Source organism: Hydrogenophaga sp. SNF1 (assembly GCF_034421675.1).
Classification (GTDB): Bacteria; Pseudomonadota; Gammaproteobacteria; order Burkholderiales; family Burkholderiaceae_C; genus Hydrogenophaga; species Hydrogenophaga borbori.
This window is the reverse complement of sequence record NZ_CP139793.1, coordinates 2,701,798-2,724,171: the sequence shown is the minus strand read 5'-3', so window position 1 is coordinate 2,724,171 and position 22,374 is coordinate 2,701,798. Positions and strand designations below refer to the sequence as shown.

At 67.5% G+C, this 22,374-nt stretch carries 21 protein-coding genes and 1 tRNA gene; 6 read left to right on the top strand and 16 right to left on the bottom strand.

Annotated elements, in window-relative coordinates; genetic code table 11:
• The first annotated feature begins 78 nt into the window (after positions 1–78).
• Together mfd and serB are read left to right on the top strand one after the other, a co-directional pair.
• Complete coding sequence (mfd, locus tag SOM08_RS13000) at positions 79–3,570, top strand: transcription-repair coupling factor (RefSeq protein ID WP_116957066.1); 3,492 nt, start codon at positions 79–81, stop codon at positions 3,568–3,570.
• A complete protein-coding gene (gene serB / locus SOM08_RS12995; protein WP_116957065.1) occupies positions 3,567–4,295 on the top strand; it encodes a phosphoserine phosphatase SerB in 729 nt (242 codons plus the stop codon). The genes mfd and serB overlap by 4 nt, the downstream gene beginning before the upstream one ends.
• A 63-nt stretch (positions 4,296–4,358) precedes the next feature.
• Here serB and SOM08_RS12990 read toward each other — a convergent pair.
• The 9 genes from SOM08_RS12990 to thrS all read right to left on the bottom strand — a co-directional run bounded on the left by SOM08_RS12990 (position 4,359) and on the right by thrS (position 12,408).
• Positions 4,359–4,435: transfer RNA gene (locus SOM08_RS12990), tRNA-Pro, on the bottom strand.
• Positions 4,436–4,472: 37 nt separating this feature from the next.
• Entirely contained in the window at positions 4,473–4,934 is a 462-nt protein-coding gene (locus SOM08_RS12985; protein ID WP_116957064.1) for a MerR family transcriptional regulator, read from the bottom strand.
• A 125-nt stretch (positions 4,935–5,059) separates the two neighbouring features.
• Positions 5,060–5,386 carry an integration host factor subunit alpha gene (locus SOM08_RS12980; RefSeq protein ID WP_009517529.1) on the bottom strand — a complete coding sequence of 109 codons (327 nt, stop codon included), beginning with the start codon at positions 5,384–5,386 and terminating at the stop codon, positions 5,060–5,062.
• Between the two features lie 29 nt (positions 5,387–5,415).
• Positions 5,416–7,836, bottom strand: coding sequence for a phenylalanine--tRNA ligase subunit beta (gene pheT / locus SOM08_RS12975; protein ID WP_322469065.1), 2,421 nt, complete (start codon positions 7,834–7,836; stop codon positions 5,416–5,418).
• Positions 7,837–7,845: 9 nt separating this feature from the next.
• Positions 7,846–8,898, bottom strand: coding sequence for a phenylalanine--tRNA ligase subunit alpha (gene pheS, locus SOM08_RS12970; protein ID WP_116957062.1), 1,053 nt, complete (start codon positions 8,896–8,898; stop codon positions 7,846–7,848).
• Positions 8,899–9,003: 105 nt separating this feature from the next.
• Positions 9,004–9,366: a 50S ribosomal protein L20 gene (gene rplT / locus SOM08_RS12965; protein ID WP_009517526.1), complete on the bottom strand. Its 363-nt coding sequence runs from the start codon at positions 9,364–9,366 to the stop codon at positions 9,004–9,006.
• A gap of 24 nt (positions 9,367–9,390) precedes the next feature.
• Positions 9,391–9,594 (bottom strand): 50S ribosomal protein L35, encoded by a 204-nt coding sequence (gene rpmI / locus SOM08_RS12960; RefSeq protein WP_070399972.1) that lies wholly within the window; start codon positions 9,592–9,594, stop codon positions 9,391–9,393.
• A gap of 185 nt (positions 9,595–9,779) precedes the next feature.
• Complete coding sequence (infC, locus tag SOM08_RS12955; RefSeq protein ID WP_416186960.1) at positions 9,780–10,319, bottom strand: translation initiation factor IF-3; 540 nt, start codon at positions 10,317–10,319, stop codon at positions 9,780–9,782.
• Positions 10,320–10,500: 181 nt separating this feature from the next.
• Positions 10,501–12,408 (bottom strand): threonine--tRNA ligase, encoded by a 1,908-nt coding sequence (thrS, locus tag SOM08_RS12950; RefSeq protein WP_322469064.1) that lies wholly within the window; start codon positions 12,406–12,408, stop codon positions 10,501–10,503.
• Positions 12,409–12,659: 251 nt separating this feature from the next.
• Here thrS and SOM08_RS12945 point away from each other — a divergent pair, with 251 nt between their 5' ends.
• Positions 12,660–13,529, top strand: a complete 870-nt coding sequence (locus SOM08_RS12945; RefSeq protein WP_116957059.1) for an alpha/beta fold hydrolase — start codon at positions 12,660–12,662, stop codon at positions 13,527–13,529.
• 45 nt (positions 13,530–13,574) lie between these two features.
• Positions 13,575–13,853: a DUF305 domain-containing protein gene (locus SOM08_RS12940; protein ID WP_322469063.1), complete on the top strand. Its 279-nt coding sequence runs from the start codon at positions 13,575–13,577 to the stop codon at positions 13,851–13,853.
• Between the two features lie 95 nt (positions 13,854–13,948).
• Here the strand turns inward: SOM08_RS12940 and aceA are convergent, their stop codons facing one another.
• Complete coding sequence (gene aceA, locus SOM08_RS12935) at positions 13,949–15,280, bottom strand: isocitrate lyase (RefSeq protein WP_116957057.1); 1,332 nt, start codon at positions 15,278–15,280, stop codon at positions 13,949–13,951.
• 375 nt (positions 15,281–15,655) lie between these two features.
• On the opposite strand from aceA, the gene SOM08_RS12930 reads away from it, so the two are divergent.
• Positions 15,656–16,510: a DMT family transporter gene (locus SOM08_RS12930; protein ID WP_245980775.1), complete on the top strand. Its 855-nt coding sequence runs from the start codon at positions 15,656–15,658 to the stop codon at positions 16,508–16,510.
• 32 nt (positions 16,511–16,542) lie between these two features.
• Here the strand turns inward: SOM08_RS12930 and SOM08_RS12925 are convergent, their stop codons facing one another.
• Entirely contained in the window at positions 16,543–17,214 is a 672-nt protein-coding gene (locus SOM08_RS12925) for a sulfite exporter TauE/SafE family protein (RefSeq protein WP_116957055.1), read from the bottom strand.
• A gap of 8 nt (positions 17,215–17,222) precedes the next feature.
• Positions 17,223–18,620, bottom strand: coding sequence for an oxygen-independent coproporphyrinogen III oxidase (gene hemN / locus SOM08_RS12920; protein ID WP_116957054.1), 1,398 nt, complete (start codon positions 18,618–18,620; stop codon positions 17,223–17,225).
• Positions 18,621–18,735: 115 nt separating this feature from the next.
• Here hemN and fnr point away from each other — a divergent pair, with 115 nt between their 5' ends.
• Entirely contained in the window at positions 18,736–19,455 is a 720-nt protein-coding gene (gene fnr / locus SOM08_RS12915; RefSeq protein ID WP_070399964.1) for a fumarate/nitrate reduction transcriptional regulator Fnr, read from the top strand.
• Here the strand turns inward: fnr and SOM08_RS12910 are convergent.
• The 4 genes from SOM08_RS12910 to ccoP are packed head-to-tail and all read right to left on the bottom strand — an operon-like array spanning position 19,433 to position 22,369.
• Positions 19,433–19,681 (bottom strand): hypothetical protein, encoded by a 249-nt coding sequence (locus SOM08_RS12910; protein WP_116957053.1) that lies wholly within the window; start codon positions 19,679–19,681, stop codon positions 19,433–19,435. The genes fnr and SOM08_RS12910 overlap by 23 nt on opposite strands.
• A 1-nt stretch (position 19,682) precedes the next feature.
• A complete protein-coding gene (locus SOM08_RS12905; RefSeq protein ID WP_116957052.1) occupies positions 19,683–19,973 on the bottom strand; it encodes a nitrogen fixation protein FixH in 291 nt (96 codons plus the stop codon).
• Between the two features lie 19 nt (positions 19,974–19,992).
• Complete coding sequence (gene ccoG, locus SOM08_RS12900; RefSeq protein ID WP_116957051.1) at positions 19,993–21,417, bottom strand: cytochrome c oxidase accessory protein CcoG; 1,425 nt, start codon at positions 21,415–21,417, stop codon at positions 19,993–19,995.
• Between the two features lie 40 nt (positions 21,418–21,457).
• Positions 21,458–22,369 carry a cytochrome-c oxidase, cbb3-type subunit III gene (ccoP, locus tag SOM08_RS12895; protein WP_116957050.1) on the bottom strand — a complete coding sequence of 304 codons (912 nt, stop codon included), beginning with the start codon at positions 22,367–22,369 and terminating at the stop codon, positions 21,458–21,460.
• Positions 22,370–22,374: the final 5 nt, after the last annotated feature.

Sequence of the window (22,374 nt, the reverse complement as noted above, 5' to 3'; positions counted from 1 at the left end):
GGGCGGCGCCATTCTAGAATTCACCCACACCCCCGGCCCGATCCGACCGGGGGTATTTGCATTGTTGGTACCGACCGCATGTCCCTCACCCTGCCCGCGCTGAGCCCCGGCAAGCGCCACACCCTACCCCACCCCGGCGGCTCGGCCGACGCGCTGTGGCTGGCCCGCCTGGCCGAGCGCGAACAGCGCGACGGCCGGCTCACCGCCATCGTCACGGCCGACGCGAACGACGCCCGGCGCCTGATCGACGAGCTCGCCTTCTTCGCGCCCGATCTGCGCACCACGCTGTTTCCCGATTGGGAAACCCTGCCCTACGACACCTTCTCGCCTCACCAGGATCTCATCAGCGAGCGCCTGGCCACGCTGTGGCGCATCTCCCAGCGCGCGCAGGACGGCGGCGCCGACGTGGTACTGGTGCCGGCCACCACGGCGCTCTACCGGCTCGCGCCACCGTCCTTCCTGGCGGGCTACACCTTTCACTTCAAGGTCAAGCAGTCGCTGGACGAGGCGCGGCTCAAGGGCCAGCTCACGCTCGCGGGTTACCAGCACGTCACGCAGGTGGTGAGCCCCGGCGAGTACGCCGTGCGCGGCGGCCTCATCGACCTTTTCCCCATGGGCAGCCCGGTGCCCTACCGCGTGGACCTGTTCGACGACGAGATCGACAGCATCCGCACCTTCGACCCCGACAGCCAGCGCAGCCTGTACCCGGTGAACGAGGTGCGCCTGCTGCCCGGCCGCGAGTTCCCCATGGACGACGCGGCGCGCGCGCGCTTTCGCAGCCGCTGGCGCGAACTGCTCGAAGGCGACCCGACCAAGAGCCGCCTGTACAAGGACATGGGCAACGGCGTGGCCACCGCCGGCATCGAGTACTACCTGCCGCTGTTCTTCGAGGACACCGCCACGGTGTTCGACTACCTCGGCGAGGCCGCAACCCTGGTGCTGCATGGCGAGCTGGAGCCCGCCTTCCAGCGCTTCTGGCAAGACACGCGCGAGCGCCACCGCCTGCTGCAGGGCGATCCCGACCGCCCCATCCTGCCGCCCGACGCCCTCTTCCTCAACGCCGAGCAGTTCTTCACCCGGGCCAAGGCACACGCCCAGGTGGTGATGCGCCCGGGCGCCAGCGACGTGAGCGACAGCGCTTTCGCCCAGGCACTGCCCGATCTGGCCGTGGTGCGCGGCGCCGACGAACCGCTGGCCAAGCTGCAGGCCCACCTGCGCGCCAGCCCGCAACGCGCGCTGATCCTGGCCGAAAGCGACGGCCGGCGCGAAAGCCTGCTCGACTTCCTGCGCGCCAGCGGCCTGAACCCGCCCGCCTTCGACAGCCTGGCCGAATTCCAGGCCAGCGAGGAAAAGGCGGGCATCGCCACCGCTGCCCTGGCCACCGGCTTCGCCTGGCTGGAAGCCGGCATCGACTTCGTCACCGAGACCGAGCTGTTCGCCGCCGGCCCCACCACCCGTCGGCGCCGCAAGCAGGAGCAGGTGAGCGACGTCGACGCGCTCATCAAGGACCTGTCCGAGCTCAACGTGGGCGATCCCGTGGTGCACGCGGCGCACGGCATCGGCCGCTACCGCGGGCTCATCAACCTGGACATGGGCGAGAAGAACGCCGACGGCACGCCCGCGCTGCAGGAGTTCCTGCACCTGGAATACGCCGACAAGGCCGTGCTCTACGTGCCCGTGAGCCAGCTCGGCCTCATCGGCCGCTACACCGGCGTGAGCGCCGATGAGGCGCCGCTGCACAAGCTGGGCAGCGGCCAGTGGGAGAAAGCCAAGCGCAAGGCCGCCGAACAGGTGCGCGACGCCGCCGCCGAGCTGCTCAACATCTACGCGCGCCGCGCCGCGCGCCAGGGCCACGCCTTCCGGTATTCACCGCAGGACTACGAGGCCTTCGCCAACGACTTCGGTTTCGAGGAAACCGCCGACCAGCGCGCCGCCATCCACGCCGTGGTGCAGGACATGATCAGCCCGCGGCCCATGGACCGCCTGGTCTGCGGCGACGTGGGCTTCGGCAAGACCGAGGTGGCGCTGCGAGCGGCCTTCGTGGCCGTGACCGGCGGCAAGCAGGTGGCCTTCCTCGCGCCCACCACGCTGCTGGCAGAACAGCACTACCAGACCCTGGTGGACCGCTTCAGCAAGTGGCCAGTGAAGATCGCCGAGATGAGCCGCTTCCGGTCACAGAAGGAAATCACGGCGGCCATGAAGGGCATCGCCGACGGCTCGGTGGACATCGTCGTTGGCACGCACAAGCTGCTGAGCGAGAAAGCCCAGTTCAAGAACCTGGGCCTGCTCATCATCGACGAGGAGCACCGCTTCGGCGTGCGCCACAAAGAGGCCATGAAGCAGCTGCGGGCCGAAGTCGACGTGCTGACGCTCACCGCCACCCCCATTCCACGCACCCTGGGCATGGCGCTCGAGGGCCTGCGCGACCTCAGTGTGATCGCCACCGCCCCGCAGCGCCGCCTGGCCATCAAGACCTTCGTTCGCAACGAAGGCAACGGCGTCATCCGCGAGGCCGTGCTGCGCGAGCTCAAGCGTGGCGGCCAGGTCTACTTCCTGCACAACGAGGTCGAAACCATCGAGAACCGCAAGGCCAAACTGGAAGAGATCCTGCCCGAGGCGCGCATCGCCGTCGCGCACGGCCAGATGCCCGAGCGCGAGCTGGAGCGCGTGATGCGCGACTTCGTCGCGCAGCGCTACAACCTCTTGCTGTGCTCCACCATCATCGAGACCGGCATCGACGTGCCCACAGCCAACACCATCGTCATGAGCCGCGCCGACAAGTTCGGCCTGGCGCAGCTGCACCAGCTGCGCGGCCGCGTGGGCCGCAGCCACCACCAGGCCTACGCCTACCTGCTGGTGCCCGAGATCGAGGGCCTCACCAAGCAGGCCGCGCAGCGGCTGGACGCCATCCAGCAGATGGAGGAGCTGGGCAGCGGTTTCTACCTGGCCATGCACGACCTGGAGATCCGTGGCGCTGGCGAGGTGCTCGGCGAGAACCAGAGCGGCAACATGCTGGAGGTGGGCTTCCAGCTCTACAACGAGATGCTCTCGGAGGCCGTGAAGGCGCTCAAGGCCGGCCGCGAACCCGACCTGCTGGCGCCCTTGTCCGTCACCACCGACATCAACCTGCACGCCCCTGCCCTGCTGCCCAACGACTATTGCGGCGACGTTCACCTGCGCCTGAGCTTCTACAAGAAGCTGGCCACCGCCCGCAGCGCCGAGCAGGTCGATGCCCTGCTAGAGGAAATCGTCGACCGCTTCGGCAAGCCGCCGGCGCAGACGCAGACCCTCATCGACGTGCACCGCCTGCGCGTGCTGAGCGCGCCCTACGGCGTGGCCAAGGTCGACGCGGCGCCGGGCGTGGTCAACATCACCTTCAAACCCAACCCGCCGATCGAGCCGATGCGCATCGTCGAGCTCATCCAGAAGCACAAGCACATCAAACTTGCGGGCAACGAGAAGCTGCGCATCGAGCGCGCGCTGCCCGAGGTGAAAGACCGCGTGCAACTCGTGCGCGACGTGCTGCGCGCCCTGGGCCAACCCCAAAAGACCACCACCGAAACCGCATGACTGCCCCTGCCACTGCCATCTCCCCCGGTCTCACCGTGCGCGGCTTCACGCCGCCGCTCAAGCTCCGCGACTTCAAGCTCATCGCCTTCGACATGGATTCCACGCTCATCAGCATCGAGTGCGTGGACGAGATCGCCGACGTGGTCGGCAAGAAGGCGGAGGTCGCCGCCATCACCGAGGCCGCAATGCGTGGCGAGATCGCCGACTACAAGGACAGCCTGCGCCGCCGCGTGGCCCTGCTCAAGGGCGTGACCGTGGCCGACATGGAGCAGGTGCTGGTCGAGCGCCTGCGCATCAACCCCGGCGCGGCCGAACTCGTGCGCGCCAGCCAGGCCGCCGGGCTCAAGGTGCTGCTGGTCTCCGGCGGCTTCACCTACTTCGCCTACCGTGTGCGCGACACGCTGGGCATCGACTTCGTGCGCGCCAACGTGCTGGAAATCGCCAGCGGCGCGAACTGCGGCGAACTCACGGGCCGCATGGTCGACCAGACCTGGGGCGACATATGCGACGGCGCCGAGAAGCGGCGCACCCTGCTGGAGGTCGCCTCGCTGCTGGGCATCGAGCCCTCGGAATGCATTGCCATGGGCGACGGCGCCAACGACCTGCCCATGATGGGCGTGGCCGGCCTGTCCGTGGCCTACCACGCCAAGCCCGCCGTGCGCGAACAGGCCATGGTGTCCATCGACAGTGGCGGACTGGACCGCCTGCTGGAGGTGCTGCGCTGAAGCGCGGGCACCCGAGGCAAAAGAAAAAGCCCGTCATCTCGCGATGACGGGCTTTTGCATAAATGGTCGGCGTGGCGGGATTCGAACTCGCGACCCCTTGCACCCCATGCAAGTGCGCTACCAGGCTGCGCTACACGCCGACAAGCCTCGCATTATAGCCGGCAAAAAAGCGCGCTCTCAGGCCGATAGCCGAAGCAACTCACGAATCTCGAGCAGTTCGCGGCGCATGTCGCTCAGCAGCGTGGGTTCGGCCGATGCCGCCGGTGCGGCGGGCGACACCACCGCCGACACCACGGTGGTGTCGTCGTCGTGGATGACGGCGTCCAGGTCGATCACGTCGATCGGATCGTCATCGTCCTGGCGGCGCTTCTCGCGCTCGGCCTGGGCCAGCTCCTGCAGCTTGTTGCGCGCGCCGCTGATGGTGAAGCCCTGGTCGTACAGCAGCTCGCGGATGCGGCGGATCATCAGCACCTCATGGTGCTGGTAGTAGCGCCGGTTGCCCCGGCGCTTCATGGGGCGAAGCTGCGTGAACTCCTGCTCCCAGTAGCGCAGCACATGCGGCTTGACGCCACACAGCTCGCCCACCTCACCAATGGTGAAGTAGCGCTTCGCTGGAATGGGGGGCAGCGATTTTTCCATGTAAATCAAGGCGGTAGAAACCGAAGCTTGAATTTACTCTAAGTAAGGAAACCCCGGGGACTACCCCGGGGCTTTTCGTGCGAAATGTTGTAAGCGACCCCTATCGGGCCGCGCGACAGCGCCGTTCAGCCGCCGATGACCGCCGCCTGCACCTGCTCCTTGAGCTTGGGGCTGGCGTGGAAAGTGACAACCCGCCGGGCCTGGATGGCCACCGGTTCGCCGGTGCGGGGGTTGCGGCCCGGGCGGGCCGCCTTGGTGCGGATCTGGAAGTTGCCGAAGCCCGAGATCTTCACGTCCGTGCCATTGACCAGGCTCTCGGTGATGAGATCGAAGAAGGCGTCGATCATGTCCTTGGATTCCCGCTTGTTCAGGCCGATCTGGTCGAACAGCAGCTCGGCGAGCTGCGCCTTGGTGAGGGCGGGGGTTTCCAGGCTTTCGACGGCCAGTTCCATCGGGTACTCCTTCTTGTCGGTGTCGGGGCTCAAGCGCGCAGACGGGCTTTCACGCGCTGCTGCAGGGACGCGAGCGTCTGCTGCACGGCGGCTTCGATTTGTTCGTCGGCCAGTGTAGCGTCCTCACGGTTCATGACGAGGCGCACGGCCAGGCTCTTCTCATGCTCGGCCAGGCCGGGCACCGTGGCGCCCTTCTTCGGTCGGTAGACGTCGAACAGCACGGCGTCCTGCAGCCAGGGGTTGCTGGCGGCGCGGATGGCGGCCATCACGGCGTCGTGCGACACGGTTTCGTCGACCACCAGCGCCAGGTCGCGCTGCACCGGCTGGTGGCGGCTGACCGCGCGGAAGGTCGGCACCGGCCAGGCCAGCACGGCGTCGAGTTCCAGTTCGAACAGCACCGGCGCCTGGGGCAATTCGTATGCCTGGCGCCAGCGCGGATGCAATTCGCCCACGTGGCCAATGCAGCGGCCATCCAACCACACGGCCGCGCAGCGGCCCGGGTGCATCGCCGGGTGCTCGGCGGCGCGGAACTCGGCGCGGCGCGGCGCCAGCAAGGCCTCCACATCGCCCTTGGCGTCGAAGAAATCAGCTCCACGATCGCTCTCGCCCCACTGCAAGGCGTTCAGCGGCCCACCCGCCAGGCCGGCCACGCGCATGGGCTGGTCGAAGCCGGCCACGGTGGTGTCGCTGTCGGCCACGCCCGCGTCCTTGCGGAACACGCGACCGATCTCGAACAGGCGCACGCGCTCGGCGCGGCGGTCGAGGTTGAACTTGCACACCGCCACCAGGCTGCCGATCAGCGAGGAGCGCATCACGCTCATCTGGCTGGCGATCGGGTTGAGCAACTGGATGGGGTCGGCGTTGCCCGCGAGCTCGCGCTCCCAGCGCTCTTCCACGAAGCTGAAGTTGATCGTCTCCTGGTAACCCAGTTGCGCGAGCTGGCGGCGTACGGCGAAAGCGCCGCGGCGCGCCTCGGGACGCAGCTTGGCGGTGATCGGCGCCAGCGGAGGCGTGGTGGGCAGCTGCTCGTAGCCCACGAGGCGCACCACTTCTTCGATCAGGTCCTCCTCGATCTGCAGATCGAAGCGGTACGGTGGCGGCGTCACGGTGACCGTGCCCTCGCCCTCGTGCAAGGCCAGACCCAGGCGGCGCAGCGCACCCACGCACTGCGCCTGCGTGAGCGGCATGCCGATGACCTTGGCCGCGCGCGCCACGCGCAGGGTGACGGGCTTGGCCTCGGGCAGGCGCGCCACCCGATCGTCCATGGGACCGGCCTGGCCGCCGCAAATCTCCAGCACAAGCTGCGTGATGCGCTCGATGTGTTCGACCGTGGTGGACGGATCGACGCCCCGCTCGAAGCGGTGGCCGGCGTCCGTGCTGAAGTTGTAGCGGCGCGAACGGCCGGCCACCGCCTTGGGCCACCAGAAGGCGGCCTCGATGTAGATGTTCTCGGTGTCGTCGGACACCGCGGTGGCGTCGCCGCCCATGATGCCCGCCAACGACTCGACCGCCTGGTCGTCGGCGATCACGCCCACGCCGGCGTCCACGGCGATGGTGTTGCCGTTGAGCAGCTTGAGCGTTTCACCCTCGCGACCCCAGCGCACCTGCAGCCCGCCATGGATCTTGTCGAGATCGAAGATGTGCGAGGGGCGGCCGAGCTCGAACATCACGTAGTTGGAGATGTCCACCAGCGCGGTGACGCTGCGCTGTCCGCAGCGCGCCAGGCGATCGACCATCCAGGCCGGCGTCTGCGCCTGGGTGTTCACGCCACGCACCACGCGGCCGCTGAAGCGGCCGCACAGGTCGGGCGCCTCGATGCGCACCGGCAGCCGGTCGTCCAGCGACACCGGCGCGGCCGAGAAGCTGGGCGCCTGCAGCGGCGCGCCGGTGATGGCCGCCACTTCGCGCGCGATGCCGTACACGCTCAGGCAGTGCGCCAGGTTGGGCGTGAGCTTCAGGGTGAACAGCATGTCGTCCAGCGCCAGCTGCTCGCGGATGTCACGCCCCACCACAGCATCGGCGGCGAGTTCGAGCAGGCCTTCGTGGCTATCGGACAGCTGCAGCTCGCGCGCCGAGCACAGCATGCCTTGGCTTTCCACGCCGCGCAGCTTGCCGAGCTTGATGGCGAAGGGCTTGCCGTCCTCGCCGGGGGGCAGCTCGGCGCCCACCAGCGCGCAGGGCACCTTGATGCCCACGCGCGCGTTCGGCGCGCCGCAAACGATGTTGAGCAGCGCGCCCTGCCCCACGTCCACCTCGCACACCCGCAGGCGATCGGCGTTGGGGTGTTGCACGGCGGACTTGATCTCGCCCACCACGACCCGGGTGAACGGCGGCGCCACCGGGCGCAGCTCTTCGACCTCGAGTCCAGCCATGGTGAGGGTGTCGGCAAGTTGCTGGCTCGTCAGCGGCGGGTTGCAGAAGCTGCGCAGCCAGGATTCGGGGAATTGCATGGTGGTCGCTTATCGGAACTGGCTGAGGAAACGCACGTCGCCGTCGAAGAACAGGCGCAGGTCATTGACGCCGTAGCGCAGCATGGTCAGGCGGTCGGGTCCCATGCCGAAGGCAAAGCCGATGTAGCGCTCGGGGTCGAGGCCCATGTTGCGCACGACGTTCGGGTGCACCTGGCCGGAGCCCGCCACCTCGAGCCAGCGCCCGGCCAGCGGGCCGCTCTGGAACTGGATGTCGATCTCCGCGCTCGGCTCGGTGAACGGAAAGAAGCTGGGGCGAAAGCGCAGCACCAGGTCGCCGCTCTCGAAAAAGGTACGGCAGAAGTCGGTGAAGACAACCTTGAGGTCCTTGAAGCTCACGTTCTCACCGATCCACAGGCCCTCGCACTGGTGGAACATGGGCGAGTGGGTGGCGTCGCTGTCCACGCGGTAGGTGCGGCCCGGCGCGATGACGCGGATCTCGGGCATGCCCTGGCCGGCGTCCAGGGCCGCGCGGTGGCGCTTGACGTGCTGCACCGCGTGGCGGATCTGCATGGGGCTGGTGTGCGTGCGCAGCAGATTGGGCGCCTTCGCCGAGCCGCCTTCCACGTAGAACGTGTCGTGCATGGAGCGCGCTGGGTGGTCTTCCGGCGTGTTGAGGGCCGTGAAGTTGAACCAGTCGGATTCGATCTCGGGCCCCTCGGCCACCTCGAAACCCATGGACCCGAAGATGGCCTCGATGCGCTCCAGCGTGAGGCTCACCGGGTGCAGCCCTCCCGCGCCACGCTGGCGGCCCGGCAGGCTCACGTCCAGCGCCTCGGCCTTGAGCTGAGCGTCCAGCTCCGCATCGGCCAGGGCCTGGCGCCGCTGGCTCAGCGCGCTCTCAATGGCTTGCTTGGCCAGGTTGATCGCAGCACCGCGCGTCTTCTTCTCGTCCACCGACAGGGCGGCCATGCCCTTCATCAACTCGGTGATGCGGCCCGACTTGCCCAGGTAGCGCGCCTTGGCGTTCTCCAGGTCGGCCGGCGTGGCGGCCTGCGCGAACTCGGCGCGTGCTGCCTCGGCCAGGTTGTCCAACTCGTTCATTCGATGCGTGTCCGATGCAATGAAAAAAGGGTTGAAGCCGGCGGGTCACCCCTCAAGCCTCAACCCCTTAGAACGGCAGCGGGCGCCTGCGCGCCCGGCCGGGAATCAAGCGGTGGCCAGCTTGGCTTTGACCTGCTCCACGATGCTGCCAAAAGCCGCCGGATCGTTGACGGCCAGGTCGGCGAGGACCTTGCGGTCGATCTCGATCTGGGCCTTCTTCAGACCGTTGGCGAACTGGCTGTACGTCAGGCCGCAAGCGCGAGCACCGGCGTTGATACGCGCGATCCACAGCTGGCGGAACACACGCTTCTTGGTGCGGCGATCGCGGTAGGCGTATTGGCCCGCCTTCATCACCGCCTGTTTGGCGATGCGGAAGACGTTGCCGCGGCGGCCGCGGAAACCTTTGGCCAGAGCCAGGACTTTTTTATGGCGGGCGCGAGCCGTGACACCACGTTTGACGCGAGGCATAGTGCTTCTCCTTGTTCGTCTTGATTACAGGCCAGCGAACGGCAGCATCTGCGCCATGTGACCCATGTTGGTCTCATGGACGTTGACGGCCCCGCGCAGGTGGCGCTTGTTCTTGGTGGACTTCTTGGTCAGGATGTGACGCTTGAAGGCTTGACCGCGCTTGACGGTGCCACCGGGACGAACACGAAAACGCTTCTTCGCGCTGCTCTTGGTCTTCATTTTGGGCATGGAAATGCTCCTTTTGATTTGTGCTCGCGAGGCGCCGCGGCAACCAGCCACGGTCTTGATGGGCCCCGAGCCACTTTTGGTAAGGCCCTTTCGGGCCTTCCTTTCGGCACTGGCCTTGCGGCTGGTGCCTCAAGCCGGCAGGGGACCAACCCTGCCCGCTCAATCCTTCAGAAAACCCCGGCGGCTCAGGCCGCCGTGGGGCTGGCCGCCGGCGCTGCCGCTTCGGCTGTGGGCTTCGCCGCCACCTTCTTGCGGCTCGGCGCGATCATCATGATCATCTGGCGCCCTTCCAGCTTCGGGAACTGCTCCACGATGATCAGGTCGCCCAACTCGTCGCGGATGCGGTTCAGCAGCGCCAGACCGAGTTCCTGGTGCGTGATCTCGCGGCCACGGAAGCGCAACGTGATCTTGCACTTGTCGCCGTCGTCCAGGAACCGGCGGATGTTGCGCATCTTGATGTTGTAGTCGCCGTCGTCGGTACCCGGGCGGAACTTGACTTCCTTGATTTCGATGACCGTCTGCTTGGCTTTCGCTTCGGCCGCCTTCTTCTGTTCCTGGTACTTGAACTTGCCGTAATCCATCAGGCGGCACACCGGCGGATTCGCGGTGGCGGCGATCTCCACGAGATCGACGTCGAGCTCGCCAGCCATCCGAAGGGCTTCCTGCAAGCTCACGATGCCCAGGGGCTCGTTGTTCGGGCCGTTGAGGCGAACCTCGGGGGCCATGATTTCCCGGTTCAGGCGGTGCGCGCGTTCTTCACGCTGGCGGCGGTCGCGAAAGTTGGTAGCGATGGTGCGTTTCCTTCAAGTGGGCCGATGAATCAAAAACGGCCTGTCGGCCGCGGGGCTGCTCGCACCATGGGCGCCCGGTGATGCGGCGGCTTCACCGGGCCATGCCCGAGGGCGTTCAAGCCTTGGATGAAACCGATGTCGCGACGAGCTGGGAGAAGGCCTCCAGCGACATCACGCCCAGGTCTTTGTTGCCCCGGGCCCGCACCGCCACGGCGCCAGCGGCCTTTTCCTTGTCGCCCACAACGGCAATGAAAGGCAGCTTTTGCAACGCGTGCTCCCGTATTTTATACGTTATTTTCTCGTTGCGCAGGTCCGTTTCGACTCTAAGCCCTTGATTCTGCAGTGATTTCGCGATTTCGCGACAGTAATCGGCCTGCGCGTCGGTGATGTTGAGCACCGCCACCTGCACCGGCGCCAGCCAGGTGGGCAGCGCGCCGGCGTGCTGTTCGATCAGGATGCCGATGAAACGCTCCAGGCTGCCGACGATGGCGCGGTGCAGCATGATGGGGCGCTGCCGGGAGCCATCCTCGGCCACGTATTCGGCGTCCAGGCGCTCGGGCATGTTCGGGTCGACCTGCATCGTGCCGCACTGCCACTGCCGTCCCAGGGCGTCCTTCAGCGTGTACTCGATCTTCGGGCCATAGAAGGCGCCCTCGCCCGGCAGGTACTCGAATTCGCAGCCCGAGGCGCGCAGGCCCTGGGCCAGGGCGGCCTCGGCCTTGTCCCAGCTCTCCTCGCTGCCGATGCGCTTCTCGGGGCGCGTCGACAGCTTGTAGAGGATCTCGGTGAAACCAAAGTCCTTGTAGACCTTCTGCAGCAGCGTCGTGAAGGCGGCGACCTCGGCCTGGATCATGTCTTCGGTACAGAAGATGTGGCCGTCGTCCTGCGTGAACGCGCGCACGCGCATGATGCCGTGCAACCCCCCCGTGGGCTCGTTGCGGTGGCAGTTGCCGAATTCACCGAAGCGCAGCGGCAGGTCGCGGTAGCTCTTGATGCCCTGCTTGTAGATGAGGATGTGGCCGGGGCAGTTCATCGGCTTGAGCGCGTAGTCCCGCTTTTCCGACTCCGTGGTGAACATGTTCTCGCGGTACTTGTCCCAGTGGCCGGTCTTTTCCCACAGCGCCTTGTCCAGGATCTGCGGGCCCTTGACCTCCAGGTAGCCGTTGTCGCGGTAGACGCGGCGCATGTACTGCTCCACCTCCTGCCAGACGACCCAGCCCTTGGGATGCCAAAACACCGTGCCGGGGCTGTGCTCGTCCAGGTGGAACAGGTCCAGCTCGCGGCCCAGCTTGCGGTGATCGCGCTTCTCGGCCTCCTCCAGCATCGTCAGGTATTGCTGCAGCTCTTCCTTGGTGGACCAGGCCGTGCCGTAGATGCGCTGCAGCATCTCGTTGCGGTGGTCCCCGCGCCAGTAGGCACCGGCCACCTTCATGAGCTTGAAGTGCTTGAGCTTGCCCGTGCTGGGGACGTGCGGGCCGCGGCAGAGGTCTTCGAAACCGCCTTCGCGGTAGAGGCTCACGTCCTCGTTGGCCGGGATGCTGGCAATGATCTCGGCCTTGTAGTGCTCGCCCATGGCCTTGAAGTGGGCCACGGCCTCATCGCGCGGCAATACGCGGCGCTCGACCTTCTCGTCCTTGCTGGCGAGTTCGGCCATGCGCTTCTCGATGGCGGCCAGATCGTCGGGCGTGAAGGGACGCTTGTACGAGAAGTCGTAGTAGAAGCCGTTCTCGATGACCGGGCCGATGGTGACCTGCGCCTCGGGGTACAGCTCTTTCACGGCGTAGGCCAGCAGGTGGGCGGTGGAGTGGCGGATCATCTCCAGGCCGTCGGCGTCTTTGGCCGTGACGATCGCGAGCGAGGCGTCGCGATCGATGGTGTAGCTGGCGTCCACCAGCCGGCCGTCCACCTTGCCGCCCAGCGCGGCCTTGGCCAGGCCGCTGCCGATGGAGGCGGCGACGTCGGCCACCGTCACCGGCGCGGGAAAGCTGCGTTGCGAACCGTCGGGGAGCGTGATCTGGGGCATGGTGGGTATCCGGAAAACAAAAAAGCGCGGCTGGGGCCGCGCTTTCATGGGGGAAGAGGAAAAGGAATCGGGCAGGCGCGAACTGCTGGCCTCAAAGGGCCGCGAAGAAAAACGCCTGAGTTCGCGGTGTCATAACCGACGTGCCTTTCTCGCTCTTGCTGGTGGACAGAAACCACGATTGTCCCACAAAGGCACCTGCCCGTCCCCGGCCGCCGGCGGACAAGGCACGGCGTTTGCCGGCCAGACGTCCCATGAATCCCATCACCCTTCTTCGGGTCCAGGGCACCGACGTGGCGGTCCGCCTGAGCGGCGACCGGGGCCGACCGGCCCTGCTGCTGATCCACGGCTTCCCGAGCTCGTCCGAATCGTTCCGGCACGTGATCGCCCCGCTCGCGCGCGACTGCTTCGTGATCGCCCCCGATCTCCCCGGCTTCGGCCGCTCCCCGCCCATCGAGCCCGCCTCCTTCTCGCGCCTGGCGGACATCGTCGACGAACTGTTGGCTCGGCTCGGCGTCGCCTCCTTCCACCTCTACCTGCACGACCACGGCGCGGCGGTCGGACTTCACCTCGCCACGCGCGCACCGGACCGCATCCGTGGACTCATCGTCCAGAACGCCAACGCCCATGAGAGCGGCCTGGGGCCGCAGTGGTCGGCCACCCGGGCCTATTGGAGGGACCCCTCACCCGAACGGGAAGCCGAGGCGACCGCCCACCTGAGCTTCAAGGGAACGCGCGACCAATACGTGGCGGGCATACCGGACGATCTGGCGGCGCGCATTGACCCGCAACGGTGGGAACGGGACTGGCGAACCATGAACCTGCCCGGCCGGCTGGCGACGCAGCGCCAGCTGGTGCTGGACTACCGCCACCACGTCGCGCGCTTCGCAGACATCGCCGACTGGCTCGCCCGCTGGCAACCGCCGGCGCTGATGCTGTGGGGCCGACACGACGCCTTCTTCGATCTCCAGGAAACCCTCTCGTGGATGAAGGACCTGCCGCGCATGGCGGCGCACATCCTCGATGGCCCTCATTTCCTTCTGGAAACGCACGCGGCCGAATGCGCGGCGCTCATGGGCGCCTTCATCGCACGCGTGGAGACACGGCCGCGGCCGAGCCCCTGACACCAAAGGATGTGGGCGCCCATGGGCATTTTCATGCTGGCAACCATGCCCGCCATGTTGTCGAACCGGCCGCTCAACATCGCCCTGCACCTGGTCTTCGCCTTGCTCACAGCCGGCGCCTTCTTCGCCACGCGCTGGCAGGTCGCTGTCGGCGACCACCAGTTCATCGCGTCCATGGTGCCGCACCACTCCGGCGCCATCCTCATGTGCCGGGAAGCGAGGCTGGCGGATCCGGAGTTGCTGGCCCTGTGCGAGTCGATCGCCAAAGCTCAGCGGTCCGAGATCGAACAGATGAACCGCATCGCCGAGCGCCTGCAACATTGAGTGGCCGGCGGATCGAACCGCCACGCGAGCGACCACCCCAAAAAAAAGCCGCCCCGAAGGGCGGCCCTGTCTCCTCGTGTCCGGATGGATTCAGCTCAGTGGAACTGCTCTTCCTCGGTCGAGCCCGTCAGCGCCTTCACGCTCGACGACCCACCCTGGATCACCGTCGTCACGTCGTCGAAGTAGCCCGCGCCCACCTCCTGCTGGTGCGACACGAAGGTGTAGCCCTGCTCACGCGCCTTGAATTCGGGCTCCTGCACCATTTCCGTGTAGTGCTTCATGCCTTCGCCGCGGGCGTAGGCGTGGGCGAACTGGAAGGTGTTGAACCAGTTGATGTGGATGCCGGCCAGGGTGATGAACTGGTACTTGTAGCCCAGCGCCGAGAGCTCGTCCTGGAAGCGGGCGATGGTCTTGTCGTCCAGGTTCTTCTTCCAGTTGAACGAGGGCGAGCAGTTGTAGCTCAGCAGCTTGCCCGGGCTCTTGGCGTGCACGGCCTGCGCGAACTCGCGGGCAAAGCCCAGGTCGGGCGTGCCGGTCTCGCACCACACCAGGTCGGCGTAGGGCGCGTAAGCCACGCCGCGGCTGATGGCCTGCTCCAGGCCATTCTTCACGCGGTAGAAGCCTTCCTGGGTGCGCTCGCCGGTGAGGAAGGGCTTGTCGTTGGCGTCGTGGTCGCTGGTGATGAGGTTGGCCGCCTCGGCGTCTGTGCGGGCCAGCACGATGGTGGACACGCCCATCACGTCGGCCGCGAAGCGCGCGGCGATCAGCTTTTCGATGGCTTCCTGCGTGGGCACCAGCACCTTGCCGCCCATGTGGCCGCACTTCTTCACGGCGGCCAGTTGGTCCTCGAAGTGCACGCCTGCGGCGCCGGCCGCGATCATGTTCTTCATCAGCTCGAAGGCGTTGAGCACGCCGCCGAAGCCGGCTTCCGCGTCGGCCACGATGGGCAGGAAGTAGTCGATGAATTCTTTGCTGCCCGGCTCGATGCCGCGGCCCCACTGGATCTCATCGGCGCGCTTGAAGGTGTTGTTGATGCGGCGGACCATGGTGGGCACCGAGTCGTAGGCGTAGAGCGACTGGTCCGGGTACATGGTTTCGCTGGTGTTGCCGTCGGCCGCCACCTGCCAGCCCGACAGGTAGACCGCCTCCAGTCCGGCCTTGGCCTGCTGCATGGCCTGGCCGGCGGAGATCGCGCCGAAGGCGTTCACGTAGCCCTTCTTGGCGCCACCGTTGATTTTTTCCCAGAGCTTTTCCGCGCCGCGCTTGGCCAGGGTGTGCTCAATGTGCATGCTGCCGCGCAGGCGCACCACGTCGGTGGCGCTGTAGCCGCGCTTGACGCCTTTCCAGCGCGGGTTCGTGGCCCAGTCTTTCTCCAGGGCTTCGATCTGTTGCGAGCGGCTGAGCTGTTCGGTGAGGGACTGGGGCATGGGGACACTCCTTGGGGGGTTGATGGGTACCGGGGCGGCGTTCGCGGCAAAGGCGGTGCCGTTGGACATGACTCTAAGTCTTGTAGAAGACCTAAATCGCCTCTTATGTCTTATACAAGACAAAAATTTTCTCCTTTTGAATCAATGGAATTTTTGATAAATTTTTCAATACGGAATTTCATCTCCCATATCGAGAAATTTTTCCGCGACGCAGCATTCGACATTTTCTCGATGTGAAAAACAAATTCCTCATCCCGAAACCCACGCCGGAGGCTGAGGCATGATGCGGGCCACCCGCCCCCACCCGCCGCCAGCCGCGCCCTTCCCGTGACCTCCCTTCACCGTGCCACGGCCTACGCTTGCCTGGCCCTGAGCATGGCGCTCGTGGGCAGCTATGTGGCGCTGTCCAAGCCCCTGGTACTGGTGTTTCCGGTGTTCCTGCTGGCCTGGCTGCGCTTCGGCATCGGCGCCCTGGCCATGTGGCGCTGGCTGCGCAAGCCCGCCGACGAGCCGCCCCTGAGCCCGCGCACGCGCGCCCTGCTCTTTCTCGAGTCCTTCCTGGGCAATTTCCTGTTCTCCATCTGCATGCTCTACGGTGTGAGCCTGACCACCGCGGTGGCTGCGGGCGTGGTGATGTCCTCCATTCCCGCCGTGGTGGCGGTGCTCAGCGCCATCTTCCTGCGCGAGCGCATCGGCGCGCGCAGCGCGGCGGGCATCGCCTGCGCGGCCTTGGGCATCGGCCTGTTCTCGCTCGACAAGGGGGCCGGCCCGGCCGCGGGCGGTGGCCAGGCCCTGCTGGGCAACCTGCTCGTGTTCGCAGCGGTGGTGTGCGAGGCGTCTTACGTCGTCATCGGCAAGCGCCTCACCGAGGGCCTGGGCCCCAAGCGCATCTCGGCCATCATCAACCTGTGGGGCCTGGCGCTGGTCACGCCTCTGGGCGTGTGGGCCGCACTGCGCTTCGACTTCGGCGCCGTGGCCCTGCCCACCTGGGGCCTGCTGGTGTTCTATGCGCTGGCGGCCAGCGTGTGGACGGTGTGGCTGTGGATGACCGGGCTCAAGACCGTGCCCGCCTCGCAGGCCGGCGTGTTCACCGTGATGCTGCCGATCAGCGCGGCGCTCATTGGCGTGGTCTTCATGGGTGAGCGCCTCAGCGCCCTGCAACTGCTGGCTTTCGGTATCGCTGTGTTGGGCCTGGTGCTGGCCACGCTCCCTGGTCGTGCCACGACCTGACGCTCAACGACCGCTGCCCGTGGCTGGTGCGCTCACAGGCACCAAAGCCCCGTGGGTTGGGTGATGCCCATCCACAGAGCCCAGCCCGAGGCCAGCAGCAGCGCCAGCCCCGCCAGACGGATGCCCCAGGCGCCCGAGCGCGCCTCGCGCAGGCGCAGCAGCAGCCAGGGCCCCGCGAACAGCGACACCGACGAGCCGATGGCGAACAGCGCCATCACCGCCGCGCCCTGCACCGCGTCCGCCGAGAGCGAGGCCACCAGCAGCGCCGAATACAGCAGGCCGCAGGGCATGAGCGCCCAGCCGAAGCCCAGCACCCAGGGCGCGCGCGGGCCGAGTCGCGCGATGGCGGGTTTCGCGCGGCGCCAGATGCCTTGGCCCACGCCGTCGATCCACGCCGGCTGGCGCGCCCGCCAGAGCAGCCAGGCGCCCAGCAGCAGGGCCGCGACGTGGAACATGGTCCACAGCGGCCGGATCACCTGCGTATGCGCCCCCAGCCAGGCCAGCCCCTGCACCGAGCCCGCCGCCAGCGCCCCCACGCTGGCGTAGCCAGCGACGCGGCTGAGCTGGAACGCCAGCAGCGCGCGCGTGCCGCGCTCGCCGGCCGCGCGGCCGATGCCCGCGCAGGCCGCGCCGCACATGGCAATGCAGTGCGGCCCACCCACCAGGCCCATGAGCAGCGCCGTGATCAACAGGGAACCGGACATCGGCGCGCTCAGAGAATCCTTGAAAACCGCGCGCGGTCCTGGTCGGCCTGCAGGTGGCGGTCGAACACCATGGCGATCGCGCGCACCAGGTACCAGCCGGTTTCGGTCACTTGCACGCCCTGCTCGTCCAGGGTGACCAAGCCCTCGTCCACGAAGGGCTCGAGCGCGCGCAGCTCATTGGCGAAGTAACGGCGGCTGTCGATCAGGTGGCCCAGGTCGATGGCCTCGAACTGCAGTTCGCCCTGGCACATCAGGGACATGATCACCGCACGGCGCAGCACATCGTCGCGCGTGAGCGCCAGGCCGCGCACGATGGGCAGGCGGCCCTGGTCGAGCAGGTCCACGTACTCGTCCAGGGTCTTGGCGTTCTGGCTGTAGGTGGCGCCTACCCGGCCGATGGCCGACACACCGAGCGCGATGAGGTCGCAATCGGGCTGGGTGCTGTAGCCCTGGAAGTTGCGGTGCAGCCGGCCCTGGCGCTTGGCCACGGCCAGGGCGTCGTCGGGAAGGGCGAAGTGGTCCATGCCGACGTAAACGTAGCCCGCCGCGCGCAGGATGTCCAGCGACGCCGAGAGCATCGCCAGCTTGTCGGCCGCGCCCGGCAGCTCGGCCGCCACGATGCGCCGCTGCGGCTTGAAGCGCGCCGGCAGGTGCGCGTAGGCGTACAGCGCCACGCGGTCCGGCCGCAGGGCCTGCAGCTGCGCCAGCGTGCGCCGGAAGGACTCGGGCGTCTGCAGCGGCAGGCCGTAGATCAGGTCCACATTGACCGACTCGAAGCCGATCTGCCGCGCCGCGTCGACCAGCGCGAATACCTGCTCGGCCGGCTGCACGCGGTGCACGGCCTTCTGCACGGCGGGATCGAAGTCCTGGACACCGAAGCTCAGGCGGTTGAAACCCAGGCGGTGCAGCGCGCGCAGGCGCTCGGCGCTCACGGTGCGCGGGTCCACCTCGATGGAGTACTCGCCGCCCGGCGCGAGCGCGAAGTGGCGCCGCAGCATGGCCATCAGGTCTTCCAGCTCGGCATCGCTCAGGAAGGTGGGCGTGCCGCCGCCCAGGTGCAGCTGGGACACCGACTGGCCCGCGCCCAGGTGCTCGATCTGCAGGTCCAGTTCGCGCGAGAGGTGGCGCAGGTACTCGGCGCCGCGCGAATGGTGCTTTGTAATAACTTTGTTGCAAGCGCAGTAGTAACACACCGATTCGCAGAACGGGATGTGCACATACAGTGACAGGGGCAGTGCCATCGACCCGGCCCGCCGCTGTCCCAGCGCCAGGCGGTAGTCCTGCTCGGTGAAGGCCTCCACGAAGCGGTCGGCCGTGGGGTAAGAGGTATAGCGCGGCCCCGGAACGTCAAAGCGACGCAGCAGTTCATCGGGGATCACATGGCTCACGGCGGGTCCTTCTGGCATGGCCCCACTGTGCCGGCTGGCGTGTCCAGACGCCTTGATCCTGGTCAAGCGGCCCTGTGATCCCGGACCCAAAGGGGTATGCTCGCTCCCTGTCATGCACTCAGGAACGACGCACATGGACGCGCAACGCATCAAAGTGGCGTGCTCAAGCTGCAACCTTCGCGAACTCTGCCTGCCCATGGGCCTGAGCGCGGAGGAAATGGGCCAGCTCGACACACTGATTTCCTCCCGCAAGCGCGTCAAGCGCGGCGAAGCCCTGTTCTCCGTCGGCGATCGCTTCACCTCGCTCTACGCCGTGCGCTCGGGCTTCTTCAAGACCTGCGTGACCACCGCCGACGGGCGCGACCAGGTCACGGGTTTCCAGATGGCGGGCGAGATCATCGGCCTGGACGGCATCGTGAGCGACCACCACGCCTGCGACGCGGTGGCGCTGGAAGACGCCGAGGTCTGCGTCATGCCCTTCAACCAGGTCGAAGAACTGTCGCGCCAGTTCACCCCGCTGCAACACCACGTGCACCGCATCATGAGCCGCGAGATCGTGCGCGACCACAGCGTGATGCTGCTGCTGGGCAGCATGCGCGCCGAGGAGCGGCTGGCGGCCTTCCTGCTCAACCTGGTGCAGCGCCTGCAGGCGCGTGGCTTCTCGCCGTCCGAGTTCAACCTGCGCATGACGCGCGAGGAGATCGGCAGCTACCTGGGCATGAAGCTGGAGACGGTGAGCCGCACCTTCTCCAAGTTCGTCGACGACGGCATCATCGACGTCAAGCAGCGCTACGTGCACATCAAGGACACCGAGGCGCTGCGGCGCATCGTCAATCCGCAGACCTGCTCCTGAGCGCGTCCTGCGGTGGCAGGGCCAGCCACAGGCTCAGGCTGCAAGCGACCGCCGTCACCGCCCAGAACACGAAGAAGGCCACCGTGTAGACGGCGGGGCGCGACCAGTCGAGCGCGACGCCCTGCCAGTGCAATTCGCCCGGGTCCACCACCGCGAACACCAGCATCTCCAGCACGCCGGCCATCAGGAAGGACGGCCAGCCCACCCACATCCAGCGGCGGCCCATGTCAGTGGCCACCCTCGCGGACCACGGGCGAGGCCGCGTGGTTGCGCGCCTGGTGCGCGGGCTGAAGACCGATCAGGGCCTCGTCGCGCTGCGCGCCCTGCAGGCGGCGCGCCTGCTCCAGCGTGGCCTGGTAGGCGGCCTTGTCGAGCACCGGGTCGGCGCCCTCGATGGCAATGACGGCGGTGCCGATGGCCGCCACCACCACCACCAGCGGCCCGCCCACCACCAGCCACATGGGGCCCACGCGCCACCAGGGCTCGGGCGCGTCGGTGCTCATCGGATCGGGGTTCATGGGGTCTCCTGCGGAAGCGTTATCGGGGAACGAGAAAGGTGCTCTTCTCACGCACCCGCACCCGCTCGTCCTGGGCGGCGCGCACCTCGAACTGGATGGGGTGCGAGCCGCTCGCGGCCGCGCCGGGCGGCACCTGGACCCGCGCGGCGACGGCGCGCACCTCGGCGGGCGCCACCTCCACACGATCGCCGGACGCCAGGGCGATGCCCGGCAGGCCTTCCACGCGCAGCTCGTAGGTCTGCGCCACCTCGGTGGCGTTCATGATCTGCAGCCGGTAGACGTTCTCGACGCGGCCTTGTTCCACCTCGCGCGCCAGCGCGCCGCGGTCGCGGATCACGTCCACCTTGAGCGGCGTGCGCAGCCACAGGCTGCCCAGCACCGCCAGCGACACGGCCAGCAACACGCCGCTGTAGACCAGCACGCGCGGGCGCAGGGCGCGGCGCAGCATCTGCGCGCGGTTCCAGCCCTTGGCGACACCGTTCTGCGTGGCAAAGCGGATCAGGCCGCGCGGGTAGCCGACCTTGTCCATCACCTCATCGCACACGTCCACGCAGGCCGCGCAGCTGATGCACTCGTACTGCAGGCCTTTGCGGATGTCGATGCCGGTGGGGCAGACCTGCACGCACAGGGTGCAATCCACGCAACTGCCCAGGCCGAGGGCCTTGGGGTCGGCCTTGCGGCTGCGCGCGCCACGCGGCTCGCCGCGCCCCTCGTCGTAGGTGACGATCATCGTGTCGCGGTCGAACATGGCGCTCTGGAAGCGCGCGTAGGGGCACATGTACTTGCACACCTGCTCGCGCAGGAAGCCCGCGTTGCCGTAGGTGGCCAGGCCGTAGAACAGGATCCAGAAGGTTTGCCAGGGCCCGAGCGAGAGGCTGGCCACCAATCCCGCGAGCTCACGGATCGGCGTGAAGTAGCCAACGAAGGTGAAGCCCGTCCACAGCGCCAGCGCGCCCCACAGCCCGTGCTTGAGCGCGCGTTTGCCGAACTTGGCCGCGCTCATGGGCGCGGCGTCCAGGCGCAGCCGGGCGGAGCGATCGCCCTCGACCCGGCGCTCGATCCACATGAAGATTTCGGTGTACACCGTCTGCGGGCAGGTGAAGCCGCACCACAGGCGCCCGGCCACCGCCGTGAACAGGAACAGCGCCAGCGCCGAGATGACCAGCAGCCCGGTGAGGTAGATAAAGTCCTGCGGATACAGGATCAGGTCGAACAGGTAGAAGCGCCGCGCCTCCAGGTCGAACAGCACGGCCTGGCGGCCGTTCCAGGGCAGCCAGGCCAGGCCGTAGAACACCAGCTGCGTGGCCCACACGAAGAACCAGCGCCAGCGCGCGAACACGCCAGTGACCGAGCGCGGCTGAATCTTCTCCTGCGCGGCATAGAGCGAAACGACGATTTCCTCGTCGTCGCCGGGCGGCGCGGGCTGGATCGGAATGGTCTTCATGTCGTCTGGCGGGCCCGGCGCGCGGGCCGCCGCCGGGTCCTCAGGGTTTGGCGGGCCGGTTCGACAGGCCCCACACGTAGGCCGTCAGCACGCGAATCTGGTCGGCGTTGAGCAGCTGGTTCTGCGCCGGCATGCGGTTGTCGATGCCGTTGGTGATGGCGCGCACGATGGCCTCCTCGCCCCAGCCGTGCAGCCACACGCCGTCGGTGAGGTTGGGTGCGCCCAGCGCGGTGTTGCCCTTGCCGTCCATGCCGTGGCAGGCCGCGCAGGCGGCGAACTTGGTGCGGCCCTGCGAGGCGCGCACGCGGTCGTGCGGGCTGTTGGACAGGCTGAGCACGTAATGGGCGACGTTGCGCACGTCATCGGCGTTGCCCACGGCCGCGGCCATGGGCGGCATCACGCCGTGGCGGCCCTGGGTGATGGTGGTCTCGATGGCCGCGGGTTCGCCGCCGTGCAGCCAGTCGCTGTCGGTGAGGTTGGGGAAGCCCTTGGAGCCACGCGCGTCCGAGCCATGGCACTGGGCGCACTGGTTCATGAACAGGCGCTCGCCGATCGCCATGGCCTGCGCGTCGCCGGCCAGGCGCTCGGGCGGCTGGTCGTGGAACTGCGCGTACAGCGGCGCGATGGCTTCCTGGTGGCGCTGCACCTCGACGGTGTGCTGGCCGCTGGAGGTCCAGCCCAGCACGCCCGCGTAGCGGCCGTACATGGGGTACAGAAGGCCATAGGCCAGGGCGAAAACGATGGTGATGACGAACAGCCAGACCCACCAGCGCGGCAGGGGGTTGTTGAGTTCGCGCAGGTCGCCGTCCCACACGTGGCCGGTGGTGTTGTCCTGGCCCGGCTTGACCTTGGTGGTGCCGGCCACCCACAGCAACACGCCGCAGGCCAGGATGCTGACCACGGTGATGGCGCCGACGTATATAGACCAGAAGTCGCTGGTGAAATCGCTCATGATGG